The organism is Actinomyces oris, from assembly GCF_001553935.1.
GTDB classification, from domain to species: domain Bacteria; phylum Actinomycetota; class Actinomycetes; order Actinomycetales; family Actinomycetaceae; genus Actinomyces; species Actinomyces oris_A.
The window spans coordinates 2,909,308-2,925,946 of sequence record NZ_CP014232.1; the positions used below are offsets into that span (position 1 = coordinate 2,909,308).

Below are 16,639 nucleotides of genomic sequence, written 5' to 3' on the forward strand. Positions count from 1 at the left end.
TCGTCGAGCACCGGTGTGCCCTTGCTCGAGGTGGGCCGATCGCTGCCTGCGGGCGCGTCTGACCTGTCACGCCCGGGTGTCGTGGTTTGTTTTCGGCCCGATTCCTCGGAGAATGCGCCCATGCCGAAGTCTGCCACCACCCGGACTCCTCCCCCGACCGACGGGGAGATCGTCGATCTCGACCTGTCCACGGAGATGCGCACCAGCTTCCTGGAGTACGCCTACTCCGTCATCTACGCGCGTGCCCTGCCTGACGCCCGCGACGGGCTCAAGCCGGTTCAGCGCCGCATCCTGTTCCAGATGGACCGGATGGGGCTGCGCCCGGATCGTCCGCACGTGAAGTCCTCCCGGGTCGTGGGTGATGTCATGGGTCGGCTCCACCCTCACGGGGACACCGCGATCTATGAGGCGCTGGTGCGTCTGGCCCAGCCGTTCACGATGCGCCTGCCGCTCATTGACGGCCACGGCAACTTCGGCTCCCTGGATGACGGTCCGGCGGCCCCCCGCTACACCGAGGCGCGCCTGGCCGCCTCGGCCCTGGCGCTGACGGCGGACCTGGATGAGGACACGGTCGACTTCGCCCCCAACTACGACTACACACTCACCGAGCCCGAGGTGCTGCCGGCGGCCTTCCCGAACTTGCTGGTCAATGGCGCGGCGGGTATCGCGGTGGGTATGGCCACGAACATGCCGCCGCACAACCTCGTGGAGGTGGTGGCCGCCGCTCGGCACCTGCTGACTCACCCGGAGGCGAGTCTGGAGGACCTCATGGCCTTCGTGCCGGGGCCGGACCTGCCCGCCGGTGGCATGATCGTGGGTCTGGACGGGATCCGGGAGGCCTACCGCACGGGGCGGGGCAAGTTCCTCACGCGGGCCACTGCTCACGTGGAGTCCGTCTCCCCGCGTCGCAAGGGCATCGTGGTCACTGAGCTGCCCTACATGGTGGGGCCGGAGAAGGTCATCTCGCGCATCAAGGAGGCGGTGGGCTCCAAGAAGCTCCAGGGCATCACCGACGTCGCCGATCTCACCGACCGCAAGCACGGCACCCGCCTGGTCATCAGCGTCAAGAACGGCTATAACCCCGAGGCGGTCCTGGCCCAGCTCTACAAGCACACGCCGCTGGAGGACTCCTTCGGCATCAACAACGTCTCCCTCGTGGACGGGCAGCCTCACACCCTGGGGCTGCGCGAGCTGCTGGAGGTGTTCGTGCGCCACCGCCTTACGGTGGTCACGCGGCGCACCCGGTTCCGTCTGGGCAAGCGTCGCGAGCGCGCTCACCTGGTGGACGGCCTGCTCATCGCGATCCTTGACATCGACGAGGTCATCGCCGTCATCCGCTCCTCCGACGACGCCGCCACGGCGCGCACCCGGCTCATGCAGGTCTTCGACCTCACCGAGCCGCAGGCCGGATACATCCTTGAGCTCCAGCTGCGCCGGCTCACGAAGTTCTCGGTTATCGAGCTGGAGAAGGAGCGCGACGAGCTGGCCCGCGAGATCGAGGCCCTCGAGGCGATCCTGGCCGACGACGTGCTGCTGCGGCGCGTGGTCTCCCGTGAGCTGGCGGCCGTGGCCGAGCAGTTCGGCACCCCGCGGCGCACGGTGCTGCTGGAGGCCTCCGGTGAGCGCGTGACGTCGTCGGCCGCTGCAGAGACTGCGGACGACGCCTCCGCCTCAGGTCGGGGTGCGAAGCGGGCCGGTGGCGCCGTGCAGCCGATGACGCTCATGCCCAGCGCCTCCCCGGTGCCGCTGACCGTCCCCGACGACCCGTGCCGGGTGCTGCTGTCGGCCACCGGACTGGTGGCGCGCACGGCCGGCACCGAGCCGGTGGCCCGCACCGGTGGGCGCCAGCCCCACGACGCCCTGACCTCCCAGGTGGCTACCACGGCGCGTGGGCGCATCGGCGCGGTCACTGACACCGGGCGGCTGGTGCTGCTCGACGTCGTCTCCACCACGGAGGTGCCCCGCACCGAGGGGGCCCCGGGGCTGGCCGGTGCGACTCAGGTTCGCCAGCTGGTGGACATTGAGCCGGAGGAGAAGGTGGTGGGGCTGGTCCCGGTGGGGTCGGCCGACAACCCGCCCATCGTCCTGGCCACGGCTGAGGGCGTCATCAAGCGGGTCAAGCCCGGTGACGAGCCCAGGAACGCCGAGAGCTGGGAGGTCATCTCCCTGTCCGAGGGCGACCGGGTGGTCTTCGCCGGCACCGCGGCGGACACGGACTTCCTGGCGCTGGTGACCTCCGACGCCCAGCTGCTGCGGTTCCAGGCCGCCAAGGTGCGTCCGCAGGGCCGGGGTGCCGGTGGGATGGCGGGGATCTCGCTGCACGAGGGCGCCCGGGTCATCGCCGGCGCGGCGGTTCCTGAGGAGCTCCTGGCCGAGGCCGTGGTGGTGACGGTGGCGGGCTCCGAGGGCTCGCTCCCGGGCACCGGCGGGGGCAGTGTCAAGGTCACGCCCTTGGATCGCTACCCGGCGAAGGGTCGGGCCACGGGCGGGGTTCGCTCGCACCGGTTCCTGCGCGGTGAGGACGAGCTGGTGGTCGCCTGGGTGGGGGTGGCCCCGCCGCGGGCGCTGCGCGAGGGCGGCAAGCCGGTCGCGCTGCCGGAGCCCGATGAGCGGCGTGACGGCTCCGGCTCACCGCTACCGGCCCCCATCATCGGAATCGGCTGACGGGGCCGGTCGCAGCAGCATCCCGGGGATCCGCCCGCGAGCAGGGCGGTTGTGCCTACAGTGGCGCATGGCCGATCAACCGTCCGCAGACCTGCTCATCAGGGATGCGCGCATCGTCCCTTTCCGGTCCCGCACCGAGCTGGGGGCGCTGCGCCGAGGTGACCCTCACCCTGGCGCCTTGGCCGCGCCGCCGCCCCCGGGTGAGCCCGTGGATGTGCGTATCAAGGCGGGCCGGGTCGTCGAGGTGGGACAGGGGCTGAATGCTCCCGGGACACGGGTCCTTGAGGCCGAGGGCTCCTTCCTCATTCCCGGCCTGTGGGACGCTCACGCCCACCTGGACATGGAGGCGGCGCGCTCGGCGCGTATTGACACGCTGGCCACCCGCAGCGCCGAGGAGGCCCTGGAGCTGGTGGCCCGGGCGCTGCGGGATCATCCGGCCGGTTCACGGCCGGCCACGATCCAGGGCTTCGGGCACCGCCTGTCCAACTGGCCCCGGGTGCCCACGGTGGCCGAGCTCGACGCCGTCACCGGGGAGGTTCCCACGCTGCTCATCTCCGGGGACGTGCACTCCGGGTGGCTGAACTCGGCGGCGCTGCGTGTCTTCGGCCTGCCGGGGGCCAGCGCCCAGGCCCCGGGAGCACCGATGAAGGAGGACCCGTGGTTCGCCCTACTAGACCGCCTCGATGAGGTTCCGGGGACACGCGAGCTGCGGGAATCCGGCTACCGACAGGTCCTGGCCGACATGCTGTCCCGGGGCGTCACCGGCGTGGTGGACATGAGCTGGTCGGAGGATCCCGATGACTGGCCGCGGCGCCTGCGGACCATGGCGGACGAGGGCGTTCTTACCCAGGTGCTGCCCCGCATCCGCATCGGGGTCTACCGCGACAAGCTGGAACGGTGGATCGCCCGGGGCCTGCGCACCGGGACCGCGCTGGCGGGCTCACCCCGCCTGCCCGACGGATCCCCGGTGCTGGTGCAGGGGCCGCTCAAGGTGATCGCAGACGGCTCGATGGGCTCGGGCAGCGCACACATGTGCGAGCCCTATCCCGCCGAGCTGGGCCTGGAGCACGCCTGCGGCGTGGTCAACATCGACCGGGCCGAGCTCACCGACCTCATGGCCCACGCCTCCCGGCAGGGTTATGAGATGGCCATCCACGCCATCGGGGACGCGGCGGTCGACGACGTCGCTGCGGCCTTCGCGCACTCGGGTGCTGCCGGGCGCTTGGAGCACGCCCAGCTGCTGCCGGCAGACGCCCTCGCTGAGCCTGATGGGGCGCTCAGGCGCCTCGTGGGCTGCGGGATCGAGCTGTCGGTTCAGCCGGCCCACCTCATTGACGACTGGGCGGCCGTGGGGCGTGTGTGGCCGGGACTGGAGGGGCGCACCTACGCCTTCGCAGACATGGTGGCCGCCGGGGCCCTGCTTCAGCTGGGATCGGATGCGCCGGTGGCGCCCCTGGACCCGTGGCTGGCCATGTCGGCGGCCGTGGGGCGTCGGACACCGGACGGCTCGGTGTGGTCGCCGGATCAGCGGCTGACGGCCGAGGAGGCGCTGGCAGCCAGCGTCAACGGGGCCGGTCCGGTGGCGGTGGGTTCTCAGGCCGACCTGGTGCTCCTAGCCGAGGACCCCCTGCGCTTGGAGGCCGAGGAGCTGGCGGGCGTTCTCCCAGTGGCCACCGTGGTGGCCGGAGCTGTGGCCTGTCTACAAGGGTGAACCGCCCGGGGGACGCACGCCCCACTCAGACGTCGAGGGCGTAGAGGATGGTGCCGCGGGTGGGCACGTAGCCCAGGGACTCATACAGGTCCACGGCACCACTGGGGTTGTCGGTGTCGACGCCGGCGGCGGCGTACTCCATGCCGTCGGCGGCGTAGGCGCGCATGGCGGCCACCAGCAGCGCGGGCCCGATCTGGCGGTGGCGGTAGTCGCTGAGGACCCCGAGCACGTCGGTGTAGCCCTCACGCCAGCCCAGTGCCTGCCAGTCCTGCTCGTAGCGGCCTGAGCGCAGGTAGCCGGCGACACGGGCCCGGTCCCCCGAGCGATCCATGGCCACAAAGCTCCACTGCGGGGCGAAGTAGGCGCTGCCGGCGGTCCAGTCCTCGGGGGTGACGTTCTCCGTCTCCCAGGTCTCGGCCATGGCCTGGTTGTAGGCGCGCCGGACGTCGTCGTCGATCTCGGGGGTCCACGGGTCGATGGTGATGAAGCCGTCCAGGTCCACCTCGGGGATCTCGTCACCGAGGAAACGGCGTACCTCCCGGTACCAGCGCATGGGTTCGAAACCCATGTCCTTGAGGTGGTCCTGCATGCGTTGGTCATCCTCCATGACGGTGGTGACCACGTGGGCGGGGACCTGGGCCGAGCCCTTGCCCGGCACGGAGCCGGCCCGTTCGGCCCCCACGAGGTGGCGGGCCCGCTCGGCCTGCCAGTGCAGGAGGGTGCGCCCGATGCCGCGGTTGCGTACGGACGGGTCCACGGTGCCGGTCATGGAGGCGTAGATCTCCCCAGCCGGTCGGAGGCGTACCAGCCCGAAGGCGCGCATGACGCCATCGGTGTCACGCCCGGCGACGCCGGAGTAGGTGGGGTCGAGGAAGTACTCGGCCGTCTCCTGCTCACTGGTGCGGTAGGGAGGGTTGTCGACATCCTCGGCCCGAGCGATGAGCGCGGCCAGCTCGTGGTTGTCCTCCGGACCCAGCGGCCGCCAGGTCAGCTGCCGTGACAGGGACGAGCGGGGCCCCGGGCGCAGGATGGGCCAGGGTGAGGATCCCGCCCGGCGGATGCCGTAACCGGGTGCCATCAGCACACCTCCCTCATGAGGACGAAGAATGACGATCAGTCAGTGAGCAACGCGCCTCGACCTTCGGCGGGCCGTGACACGAAGGTTACCGACCATACCCGAAGAAGCGGCCGAGACCTGACGCGCCGGTCAGGCGTCGATGCGCTCGCGATCAACGTCACGCGCGCCTTCGACGATGAAGTCCCGGCGGGGCTCGACCGATGAGCCCATGAGGAGCTCGAAGACGGACTCGGCCTCCATGATCTGGGCCTCGTCCCCCAGGGTGATGCGCCGCAGGGTCCGGTGCTGGGGCTCCATGGTGGTCTCGGCGAGCTGGTGGGCGTCCATCTCCCCCAGGCCCTTGTAGCGCTGGGGCTCCTTGAAGCTGCGGCCCGCGCGCTCCAGGCGGCGCAGGGTGGTGACAAGCTCCTCGTCGGAGTAGGTGTAGATGATCTCCTTCTTGCGCCGCCCCGAGCCGGAGACCTCGATGCGGTGCAGGGGCGGGACGGCGGCGAAGACCCGGCCCGCCTCGATCATGGGGCGCATGTAGCGGAAGAAGAGAGTCAGCAGGAGGGTGCGGATGTGGGCGCCGTCGACGTCGGCGTCGGTCATGAGGATGACCTTGCCGTAGCGGGCGGCCTCCAGGTCGAAGGTGCGTCCGCTACCGGCGCCGACCACCTGGATGATGGCCGAGCACTCGACGTTACGCAGCATGTCGGCCTGGGAGGCCTTCTGCACATTGAGGATCTTGCCGCGGATCGGCAGGAGCGCCTGGAACTCGGAGTCGCGGGCGTTCTTGGCGGTTCCCAGGGCGGAGTCGCCCTCGACGATGAACAGCTCGGAGGCGGCGACGTCGTCGCTGCGGCAGTCGGCGAGCTTGGCCGGCAGGGAGGAGGTCTCCAGGGCGGTTTTGCGGCGGGTGATCTCCTTGTGCAGGCGCGCTGAGACGCGGGCGCGCATCTCACCGACGATCTTCTCCTCCAGGGCGCGCGCCTGGGTCTTGAGGTCCCGCTTGGAGGAGGTCAGCAGGGAGGTGAGCTCGCGCTCGACCACCTTGGAGACGATCTGGCGCACGGGCCCGGTGCCCAGGACCTCCTTGGTCTGGCCCTCGAACTGGGGCTCGGGGACGCGCACGGTGATGACGGCGGTCAGGCCCGCCATGATGTCGTCCTTCTCGACGCGGCCGTCCTTGGCGGTGAGCTTCAGGGCCCGGGAGTCGGCCTCGATGCGCTTGCGCAGCACCTTGGTGAGGGCCTGCTCGAATCCGGTCAGGTGGGTGCCTCCCATGGGGGTGGCGATGATGTTGACGAAGGAGCGCTCCGTGGTGTCGTAGCCGATCCCCCAGCGCAGGGCGACGTCAACCATGCAGGTGCGCTCGACCTCCACGGGCCGCAGGTGCCCGCTGGCGCGGTCGAGCTGCTGGACGGTCTCGGTGTAGGTGCCTTCGCCGGTGAGGCGGAAGGTGTCGGTGACTGAGCCGTCGGAGGCCAGGAAGTCGACGAAGTCGGCAGTGCCGCCCAGGGCCTGGAAGACCTCGACGCCGTCGTCATCACCGGTGTCGAACAGGTCGCCGCGGTTCTCGGTGGCGTTCTTGGCAGCCGCGCGCAGGGTGACCTCGTGGACGGCGTCGTCGGTCTCGCCGGCGTCGGCGGCCGGCGTGGTGGAGGCCGCGATGGCCTCGGCCTCGGGGCGCTTGTCCTCCAGGCGCAGGGTGAGGCCCGGAACGAGGAAGCTGGTCTGGCGCAGGCGGGCGCGCAGGGCGGCGGCGTCGTACTCGGTGGGCTTGGGGAAGATCTGGGGGTCGGCCCAGTAGCGGACCCGGGTTCCGGTCACGCCGCGGCGCACCTTGCCGATGACGCGCAGCTCGGAGGCCTTCGTGAACCCGGTGAAGGGTGAGGAGGGGCCGCGCCCGGCGGAGTCGTCGAAGATGCCGGGCTCGCCGCGGTGGAAGCTCATGGCGTAGGTCTTGCCGCCGCGGTCGACCTCGACGTCCATGCGCTCGGCCAGGGCGTTGACGACGGACGCCCCCACGCCGTGCAGACCGCCGGCGGCGCCGTAGGAGCCGCCGCCGAACTTCCCGCCGGCGTGCAGCTTGGTATAGACGAGCTCGACACCGGTCAGGCCGGATGAGGGCTCGATGTCCACGGGCACGCCGCGCCCGTTGTCACGCACCTCGATGGAGCCGTCGTCGTGGACGGTCACTGAGATGTCGTCGCCGTGCCCCTCGAGGGCCTCATCGACGGCGTTGTCCACGATCTCCCACACGCAGTGCATGAGACCGCGCTGGTCGGTGGAGCCGATGTACATTCCCGGGCGCTTGCGCACGGCCTCGAGCCCCTCCAGGACGGAGAGGTGGCGGGCGGAGTAGTCGCCCCGGCTGGTCTTGTTCTCAGATGAGGGCACGCTGGGAATCTAGCCGATCAGTGCCGCCGGTGCCTTGTGCCCCGCCGCGGTGCGCGTGTGGCGTCATACGTCATGCGGCCACGCCCGAAGCCGTTGGGGTCCCTACGTCAGCGGAAGGGCGGGGCTCACCCGCGCGCTGCCGATCCCACGGTCGGCCTTGCCCAGCCGGAAGCGCACCCGCCTCTTGAGCACGGTGCCGGAGACGGCCCGCCCGTCCACCAACCCCTCGCCGGGCAAGAGTGTGAAGGTCCATCGCTCGGCGTAGTCCGAGTCGGGAACGAGCCCGGGTGGGCACTGCAGGAGGCGGGCTCCCCAGATCTGACGGGTCATGAGGGCACGGGTGTCGAGGCCGTCGACCTCGAAGAGCTCCACGGCAGCGGCGGAGACGTCCTCATGGCTTCCCGCCGAGATTCCATACTGGCCGACGACGCCGGCCACCACCATCCAGCCGTCCTTGCCCAGCGTGACCCCAGCAGCATCGGTGGAGTCGGCGAGGTCGGCCCCCTCCCCCAGGGCCGGGTCAACGAAGTCCTCGGTCAGATCGGGCTGCTGACCGCGGCGGATGTTCAGGTCCATGGCCCCACGGGTGTCGAGTCGGTTACTGGCCGGGACCGCCAGGAGCCCGTAGTCGACGTCGTCGGAGAAGCGGAAGGGGGCGAAGTGCTCCCTTAAATGGGCCACCGTGCACTCGGCCCGCGCCCAGCGGGCACCGGCACCGCCTCCGTCTCCCGCGCCCTCGTCCAGGCACTCGGCGACGACCTCGGCGGGCGGTCGCAGCCCTACGGCCTCCAGCCTCTGTCGAAGGGCCACGTTGGTCGCCCAGCCCGAGCGCTCCAGGCGCGCGATCTCACGGTCGCGGAACTCCTGCACCACTGACATCCTGACGGCTCCTCCCGAGTCCTGCGCTTTGACGGCTCACCACGGCTGCTCTCCAGCATTCACCCGATCGGTCGGCTCCATGGTGACGTGCGCCATGACGCTGGTGCGCCGTGGGCGAAAGCGCGTGCGCCTCAGGCGGAAATGGCCGCCCCTGACGGGTGGGAGCGCCTGCGCCGTGATGCAATGCAGTCCATGAGCACAACCGGAACCTCAACCGCCGCGCAGGCGGTGACCACCCTGGACGAGCAGGCCACTCCTGCCGCCGACTCCACCGAGCGCCCGCTGACCACAGCCGACCGCTGCGATGTCTGCGACGCGCAGGCCTACGTCCGAGTCGTCATGCTGACCGGCGAGCTCTTCTTCTGCGGCCACCATGCCCGCAAGCACGCAGACAAGCTCAAAGAGGTCGCCCTGCTGTTCCAGGACGAGACCTCGACCCTGACCTCCGGCAGCTGAGGCCGCCGGCCAGCCCGGCCGACAGCCCAACCGACAGCCCGACCAACGTGGACTTTTTCACTGAGGTCGGCATTGAAGTTCACTGAGTTTCACAGTCTTTTTCTACCGGATGCTGCATATCCTCGTTCCTGAGGCCCTGCTCGTGTTCCCTCCCCGAATCCCCCGGGACAGAGCCTTGCGCTGATTGAAGCATCCCGCCCCATCCAGGCTCGACGAAGCCGCGTGACCCCTCAAGGAACTGCCTGTGAAACGTCCTCTCCGCGTCATAACCGCCTCTGCTCTGCTCGTCGTTTGCAGCGCGATCGCACTTTCAGGATGCTCCGGTTCTGCTGGCTCCAGCGCCTCCTCCTCTGCCAACACCGCCTCGGCGGGCGCGAAGGCATCCGGTCCCGTCATCATCGACCTGCGTTCGGCTGAGGAGTTCAAGAAAGGGCACCTCGAGGGGGCAGTTAACTACGACTTCTCCTCAGGTGATTTCTCCAGCCAGATCTCGAGCCTGGACCACAGCTCCCAGTACCAGCTCTACGGCTCCGCCGACCAGCCCAAGATGGCCAGCGCCGTCATGCGCAACGCCGGCTTCTCCAGCGTCACCGAGCTGGGGACCCTCGACGCCGCCAAGAAGACCACCGGGGCCAAGGTCGTCACCGGTTGACGTCAGGGCAGGTCAGGCGGGCGCATGTTCTCTTGATCGGCCTCATGACCCTCACCCCAACGGCGTCGGCCCCGGAACCGCATGAGTTCCGGGGCCGACGCCGTTGACACGCAGAAGCCGGTCGGGCTCCGTCGTCCGGGCGAGTCCGCTCAGTCCAGGTAGTCGCGTAGGACCTGGCTGCGCGAGGGGTGGCGCAGCTTGGACATGGTCTTGGACTCGATCTGGCGGATGCGCTCCCGGGTAACCCCGTAGACCTTGCCGATCTCATCGAGGGTCTTGGGCTGGCCATCGGTCAGACCGAAACGCATGGAGACCACGCCGGCCTCACGCTCCGAGAGGGTGTCCAGCACGGCGTGGAGCTGCTCCTGCAGGAGGGTGAAACTCACCGCGTCGGCCGGGACCACGGCCTCGGAGTCCTCAATGAGGTCACCGAACTCCGAGTCCCCGTCCTCACCCAGCGGCGTGTGCAGGGAGATCGGCTCGCGCCCGTACTTCTGGACCTCGACCACCTTTTCCGGGGTCATGTCCAGCTCGACGGCCAGCTCCTCCGGGGTGGGCTCACGTCCCAGGTCCTGAAGCATCTGGCGCTGTACGCGGGCGAGCTTGTTGATGACCTCGACCATGTGCACCGGGATGCGGATGGTGCGGGCCTGGTCAGCCATCGCGCGGGTAATGGCCTGGCGAATCCACCAGGTGGCGTAGGTGGAGAACTTGAAGCCCTTGGTGTAGTCGAACTTCTCCACGGCGCGGATGAGGCCCAGGTTGCCCTCCTGGATGAGGTCCAGGAAGAGCATGCCGCGGCCCGTGTAGCGCTTGGCCAGGGAGACCACCAGTCGCAGGTTGGCCTCCAGCAGGTGGTTCTTGGCCCGCTGACCGTCCTGGGCCACCCAGTGCAGCTCGCGACGCAGCTTGGCCGGCAGGTCGTTGCCCTCCTCGGCCAGGCGGTGCTCGGCGTAAAGACCGGCCTCGATGCGCTTGGCGAGCTCGACCTCCTGCTCGGCGTTCAGCAGCGCGACCTTACCGATCTGCTTGAGGTAGTCCTTGACCGGGTCCGCGGTGGCGCCGGCGGTGACGACCCGCTGGGCCGGCTCGTCGCCCTCGTCGGAGTCGGAGACGGTGAAGGAGCCGTCCTTGTCCTGGGACTTGCCGCGCTTGCCGGACTTCTTGGAGGCGGCCTTCTCCGCCTCCTCCCGGCGCATGCGCTCGAGCTCACCGGTCAGGGCCGCGATGGAGGGCTGCATCTTGATGCCCTTGATGACCCAGCCACGGAAGATGTAGCCGTTCTGAGCGAGGTAGTCGCGCGCCACCATGGGGGCGGAGTCGCCGATGACGAAGCGAGGCACCGGTCCGTGGCCGTAGGGGGCCAGCGTGATGGGCTCCTCCAGGGTGCCGTGGCCGGCGATCTCCAGGTTCTCCACAACCGTGCGCGATCGCACGAAGAGAGTCGCCCCCGGTGCCAGACGAACCCCCTTGAGGGAGGCGGGGTCGTTGAAGGGGCTGCGCTTGGAGCCGTCACCGTTCTCCTCCAGGCTCACATCCAGGTAGTAGTCGCGCAGTTCGGCGGCTGGGCCGTCATCCTCCTGGACAGCCTGCGCCTCGGAGTCGTCATCCTGGTCCTCGTCCCCATCAGAGGAGTCCTCGTCGTCCTCGTCAGAGTCGTCGTAGTCCTCGTCGTCGTAGTCGGCGTCGTCGTCTCCTTCGTCGTCGAGGTCGAAGTCCTCGTCGTCGAGCGGGGTCTCGTCGACGTCGTCAGTGAGCTCGGTGCTGGAGCGCGTCACTGTGGAAGAAGCCACGGAGTTCCTTTCGCGTGGGCGGGCGGACAGCCGGTGACGGGGTATGGGAACCCGATCCGGCACAGTAGACAACCCCCGAATTGTAGCGTTTATTCCCCAGGATCACCGCACGGGCGACTTAGTATGCCCTCACCTTGTTCGCACTCGGCGTCGCGCCGCGGTAAACCCGCCGACGCTAGCGTCGCCCCCCGTCCTGACGCCTGAGCTGGGACTACTCTGGCAGTCATGAGTGCGCTGCCTGCGGCCCTGGGCCGTGTCCGTCCCGCCGTCGAGCACCGCCTGACCCAGGTCCTGGAGGACTGCCACCTGCGCTGGGAGGACCTGGGGCAGGCCGCCCCGGAGCTGCTCGAGGCCGCCGGGAGCGTCCTGAGTGGCGGCAAGCGCATGCGGGCCGTCCTGGGGGCTGTCGGCTGCGCGATCCTGAGCGCCCCGAAGCAGCGGGCCGAGCGCCTGACCGGTTCCGACGCCGTCCACCTGGGTACGGCGCTGGAGCTCTACCAGGCCAGTGCCCTGGTGCACGACGACCTCATGGATAGCGCCGACACGCGCCGGGGCCTGCCCGCAGCACACCGCGTCTTCGCCCGGAACCACGAGGCCCGGGGCTGGCTGGGGCGCCCGCAGACCTTTGGGGCCAATGGCGCCATCCTGCTCGGCGACCTCCTGCTGTCCCTGGCCGGTGAGGAGATGAGCGCGCTGGCGCCGTCGCGCGCCTCAAGCCAGACCCGAAGCAGTGCGGTGCGGTACGCCAGGTCCGCTTTCGACGCCATGACCACCGAGGTGGCCCTGGGCCAGTTCCTCGACGTGCGCAGCGAGAACCTGCCTCTGCCTTGGGACCAGGAGCCGGGTGCCGCAGCCAGGCGCATGCAGGACGAGGCCCTGTCGGTCGTGCGGCACAAGTCGGCCCGCTACTCGGTGCGCCACCCGCTGCTCATCGGCGCCCTCCTGGCCGGACTGGACCCGAGCGGGACCACTGCCGAGCACCTGGCCGCCTTCGGCGAGGACGTCGGCATCGCCTTCCAGCTGCGCGACGACGATCTGGGAGTCTTCGGCTCGCCACAGGCCACCGGCAAGCCGGCCGGGGACGATCTGCGCGAGGGCAAGCGCACAGTGCTGCTGGCCCTGACCTGGGGGCGCTGCGACGAGGCCGGCCGCCGGATGCTCGGTAGCGTCCTGGCCAATCCCGAGGCCACGGAGGAGCAGATCGGCGAGGTCGCCGCTCTCATTGAGAACTGCGGCGCGCGTGCCGCCCACGAGGAGATCATCGCCGCGCACCGTGAGGCCGGGAACCGGGCGCTGGAGCACCTCGGGGACGACGGCGTGGTGAGCACCGCATCCCTGGAGGACCTGGCGGTGCTGGCGGACCTGCTGACGCACCGAGTCTCCTGATCCGGCGCGGATATCCGGGCACCCCGCCAGGTGGCAGTACTACCCACCTGATCCGGCCGCGGCTGTGACCGCCCCGCCGGCATCGTAGAATCGCGGCGTGGTCACAGATCCCCTCATTGGTCGGTTGGTCGACTCTCGCTACGAGATCGTCGACCGCCTAGCGCGTGGCGGGATGGCCACCGTCTACCGCGCCCATGACCGTCGCCTGGACCGGACCGTGGCGCTCAAGCTCATGCACGCCCACCTGGCCGACTCCCCCGACTTTGTCTCGCGCTTCCGCCGTGAGGCACGGGCCGCGGCACGCCTGTCCAACCCGGGCGTGGTGGCCGTCTTCGACCAGGGCAGCCTCGACGGGGTCGCCTACCTCGTCATGGAGTACGTCGAGGGGCCCACACTGCGCGACCTCATTGCGGCAGGCCCGCTGTCGGTCAAGGAGGCCCTGGGCCTGGTGGCCCAGCTGCTGCGCCCGCTCGGCGCGGCCCACCGAGCCGGCCTGGTCCACCGCGACATCAAGCCGGAGAACGTGCTGCTGCCCTCCGACGGCTCGGTGGCCAAGGTCGCCGACTTCGGCCTGGCCCGGGCGGTCACGGAGGTGACGCAGACGACGACGGGCAACGTGCTGGGCACGGTCGCCTACCTGGCGCCAGAGCTCATCACCTCCGGGGACTCCACCTCTCGCGCCGACGTCTTCTCCGCCGGGGTGGTCCTCTACGAGCTCCTCACCGGTCAGCAGCCCTTCACCGCGGACTCCCCCATTCAGATCGCCTTCCGCAACGTCCACGAGGACGTGCCCCTGCCCTCCAAGCTGGTGCCCGACATGCCGGCCGACGTCGACGAGCTCGTGGCCACCATGACTCGCCGTGAGCCGCAGGAGCGCCCGGCCGACGCCGACGAGGCGTTGGCGCTGCTGCGCAACGTCGTCGACGAGCTCACCGACTCCGAGCTCTCCGTGCGCCGCGGGGGCGGGACCGGCTCCATCCGGACCCAGCAGGTCATGACGGCCAATGCGCAGGCCGCCCGCTCCGCCATCGACAACGAGCCCCAGGACGACGCCGACGACTCCTCCGCCGAGGAGTCCTCGCCGCACGCTGGGATGCGCACCGTCTCCCTTCCCATCGGCTCCATCGGCCCGGACTCCAAGGGGCGAACACGTGCGCTCTCCCGCAAGGCCCTGGCGGCCGACGCTCAGGAGACCACTGCCGTCCCCACCTCGAAGAAGAGCAACGGCGGCTTCAGTCGCCGTCGTGCACTCGTCATCGGGCTGCTGGCCGTGGCTGGGACCGGTGCGAGCGCCACCTGGTACCTGACGGCCGGTCCCGGCAGACGAGTTTCCGTGCCCAACATCATTGGCATGTCTGAGGACCAGGCACAGCTCGCCCTGGAGAAGCAAGGGCTCGACTGGGGCACGCCCGAGCGCGTCTACTCCGACACGGTCCCGGCCGGCAGCATCGTCTCCTGCCAGCCGAAGGCGGGCCAGAAGGTGGGACTCGGCCAGACCGTCACCGCCACCGTCTCCCGAGGCGTGGAGACCAAGACCGTTCCCGACGTCGTCGGGAAGACCAAGGACCAGGCCACGGCCGCAATCACGGCGGCCGGCCTGACCCCGGGGGACGTCACCGAGGAGTACTCCGCCAGCGTGGAGTCGGGCAAGGTCATCTCCTGCGACCCCAAGGCCGGAAAGGTCATCAAGCACACTGAGAAGGTCTCGCTCGTGGTCTCCAAGGGCAAGGAGCCGGCTACGATCCCCGACGTGACCGGTATGAGCGAGGACGAGGCCAAGAAGGTCCTGGAGGATGCCGGGCTGAAGAAGGGCAAGGTCAGCAAGGGCTACTCCGACTCCGTGGCGAAGGGGAATGTCATCTCCTCCTCCCCCATCGCCGGGGCCTCGGGCTACTACAAGGGTGACTCGGTGGACCTGACCGTCTCCAAGGGGCCGGAGAAAGTGACGGTCCCGGATGTGACCGGCAAGAGCCAGGACGAGGCCAAGAAGGCCCTGGAGGATGCCGGGCTCAAGGTGGAGGTCAACAAGCGCCTGGGCGGTCCCTTCGGGACAGTGCGCTCCACCGACCCCGCGCCGGGCTCCAGAGTCAAGCCCGACTCCAAGGTCACCATCAACATCTTCTGACCAGCGTGGCCCGGTTCCGACTCGCGGACCGGGCCACGTTTCACCGCCCTTGCGGGGCGGGTACTCAGCGGGGGTTCTCAGCCCTTGAGCATCTCGGCGATCTCGAAGGCGACCTCGAGGGACTGCTGGTGGTTGAGGCGCGGGTCGACGAGGGTCTCGTAGTGCTCGGCCAGGCCGGCCTCGTCGATGTGCTCGCCGCCGCCGAGGACCTCGGTGACGTCGTCGCCGGTGAGCTCGACGTGGATGCCGCCCGGGGCGGTGCCCAGGGTGCGGTGCACCTCGAAGAAGCCGCGGATCTCGTCGAGGATCGTCTCGAAGCGGCGGGTCTTGTAGCCGTTGTCCGAGGTGATGGTGTTGCCGTGCATGGGGTCGGCGATCCAGGTGACGGGGCGCCCGTCGGCGCGCACCGCCTCCACCAGTGGCGGCAGGGCCTGGCGGATGCGGTCGGCGCCCATGCGGGTGATGAGGGACAGGCGTCCGGGCAGGCCCTCGGGGTTGAGGCGGTCCATGAGCCGGGAGAGGTCGTCGGGGGACGTGGTGGGGCCGACCTTGACGCCCACGGGGTTGTGGACGCCGGCGAGGATGGCGACGTGGGCGCCGTCGGCCTCCCGGGTGCGCTCCCCCACCCAGAGCATGTGGGCGGAGGTGTCGTAGAGGCGCCCGGAGCGGGAGTCCTCGCGGATCATGGCGTCCTCGTACTCCAGGAGGAGGGCCTCGTGGGCGGCGTAGAAGTCGACCTGGCGCAGGGCCTCGAAGTCCACGCCGGCGGCCTCCATGAAGCGCATGGCCCGGTCGAGCTCCTCGGCGAAGGACTCGAAGCGCTTGTAGGCGGGGTTGGCGGTGAAGCCTCGGTTCCAGGAGTGGACCTCGCGCAGGTCCGCGTAACCACCCATCGTGAAGGCGCGGATGAGGTTGAGTGTGGTGCCCGAGCGCAGGTAGGCGTCCAGCATGCGGGTGGGGTCGGGGATGCGGGCCTCGGGGGTGAACTCGTGGCCGTTGACGGAGTCGCCGCGGAAGGCGGGCAGGGTGACCTCGCCGCGGGTCTCGGTGTCCGAACTGCGGGGCTTGGCGTACTGGCCGGCCATGCGGCCGATCTTGACCACGGGCGTGGAGGCGCCGTAGGTGAGGACCGCAGCCATTTGGAGGATGGTCTGGACCTTGAGACGGATGTTGTCGGCCGTGTTGTGGGTGAAGGACTCGGCGCAGTCCCCGCCCATGAGGACGAAGGCGTCCCCGGTGCTGGCCTGGGCGATGAGGTCGCGCAGGGAGTCGACCTCTCCGGCGAAGACGAGCGGGGGCCGGCGGCGCAGGTCCGCCACCACGTCGGCCAGCGCGGCCTCATCAGGATAGGCGGGCTGCTGGAGGGCGGGCAGGTGACGCCATGCGGGGGCCTGGGCGTCCGTGCGGGCGGCGGAGAGCTCGTTCATCACGCCCGTCAGCATAGGCCAGTCGGGAGATTGCCCGGGTTCGGCGCCGCATCGCGAAACACGGGGGTTGGGAAACGAATTCTGTC

At 69.9% G+C, this 16,639-nt stretch carries 11 protein-coding genes; 6 read left to right on the forward strand and 5 right to left on the reverse strand.

The window, feature by feature from the left end:
- Nucleotides 1-120: 120 nt before the first annotated feature.
- On the forward strand, nucleotides 121-2,664 hold the full coding sequence (locus AXE84_RS11755; protein ID WP_060958002.1) for a DNA gyrase/topoisomerase IV subunit A: 2,544 nt from the start codon (nucleotides 121-123) through the stop codon (nucleotides 2,662-2,664).
- A 67-nt stretch (nucleotides 2,665-2,731) separates the two neighbouring features.
- Nucleotides 2,732-4,375, forward strand: a complete 1,644-nt coding sequence (locus AXE84_RS11760; protein ID WP_208854560.1) for an amidohydrolase — start codon at nucleotides 2,732-2,734, stop codon at nucleotides 4,373-4,375.
- A gap of 25 nt (nucleotides 4,376-4,400) precedes the next feature.
- On the opposite strand, the gene AXE84_RS11765 is transcribed toward AXE84_RS11760, so the two are convergent.
- The 3 genes from AXE84_RS11765 to AXE84_RS11775 all read right to left on the reverse strand — a co-directional run bounded on the left by AXE84_RS11765 (nucleotide 4,401) and on the right by AXE84_RS11775 (nucleotide 8,714).
- Nucleotides 4,401-5,453: a GNAT family N-acetyltransferase gene (locus AXE84_RS11765; RefSeq protein WP_060958276.1), complete on the reverse strand. Its 1,053-nt coding sequence runs from the start codon at nucleotides 5,451-5,453 to the stop codon at nucleotides 4,401-4,403.
- A 129-nt stretch (nucleotides 5,454-5,582) separates the two neighbouring features.
- Nucleotides 5,583-7,835: a DNA gyrase/topoisomerase IV subunit B gene (locus AXE84_RS11770; protein WP_060958003.1), complete on the reverse strand. Its 2,253-nt coding sequence runs from the start codon at nucleotides 7,833-7,835 to the stop codon at nucleotides 5,583-5,585.
- Between the two features lie 102 nt (nucleotides 7,836-7,937).
- Entirely contained in the window at nucleotides 7,938-8,714 is a 777-nt protein-coding gene (locus AXE84_RS11775) for a hypothetical protein (protein WP_060958004.1), read from the reverse strand.
- A gap of 183 nt (nucleotides 8,715-8,897) precedes the next feature.
- On the opposite strand from AXE84_RS11775, the gene AXE84_RS11780 reads away from it, so the two are divergent.
- On the forward strand, nucleotides 8,898-9,170 hold the full coding sequence (locus tag AXE84_RS11780) for a DUF7455 domain-containing protein (RefSeq protein ID WP_010615084.1): 273 nt from the start codon (nucleotides 8,898-8,900) through the stop codon (nucleotides 9,168-9,170).
- Nucleotides 9,171-9,414: 244 nt separating this feature from the next.
- Nucleotides 9,415-9,822 carry a rhodanese-like domain-containing protein gene (locus tag AXE84_RS11785; protein ID WP_010615083.1) on the forward strand — a complete coding sequence of 136 codons (408 nt, stop codon included), beginning with the start codon at nucleotides 9,415-9,417 and terminating at the stop codon, nucleotides 9,820-9,822.
- Between the two features lie 149 nt (nucleotides 9,823-9,971).
- Here the strand turns inward: AXE84_RS11785 and AXE84_RS11790 are convergent, their stop codons facing one another.
- Complete coding sequence (locus tag AXE84_RS11790; RefSeq protein WP_060958005.1) at nucleotides 9,972-11,615, reverse strand: RNA polymerase sigma factor; 1,644 nt, start codon at nucleotides 11,613-11,615, stop codon at nucleotides 9,972-9,974.
- A gap of 225 nt (nucleotides 11,616-11,840) precedes the next feature.
- Here AXE84_RS11790 and AXE84_RS11795 point away from each other — a divergent pair, with 225 nt between their 5' ends.
- Nucleotides 11,841-13,001 carry a polyprenyl synthetase family protein gene (locus tag AXE84_RS11795; protein ID WP_060958006.1) on the forward strand — a complete coding sequence of 387 codons (1,161 nt, stop codon included), beginning with the start codon at nucleotides 11,841-11,843 and terminating at the stop codon, nucleotides 12,999-13,001.
- A 97-nt stretch (nucleotides 13,002-13,098) separates the two neighbouring features.
- Nucleotides 13,099-15,126 carry a Stk1 family PASTA domain-containing Ser/Thr kinase gene (gene pknB, locus AXE84_RS11800; RefSeq protein WP_060958007.1) on the forward strand — a complete coding sequence of 676 codons (2,028 nt, stop codon included), beginning with the start codon at nucleotides 13,099-13,101 and terminating at the stop codon, nucleotides 15,124-15,126.
- A 77-nt stretch (nucleotides 15,127-15,203) separates the two neighbouring features.
- Here pknB and AXE84_RS11805 read toward each other — a convergent pair whose 3' ends face one another.
- The gene (locus AXE84_RS11805) at nucleotides 15,204-16,553 is read right to left on the reverse strand and encodes a class II 3-deoxy-7-phosphoheptulonate synthase (RefSeq protein ID WP_236750226.1); all 1,350 of its coding nucleotides are present in this window, start codon (nucleotides 16,551-16,553) and stop codon (nucleotides 15,204-15,206) included.
- Between the last annotated feature and the right edge of the window lie 86 nt (nucleotides 16,554-16,639).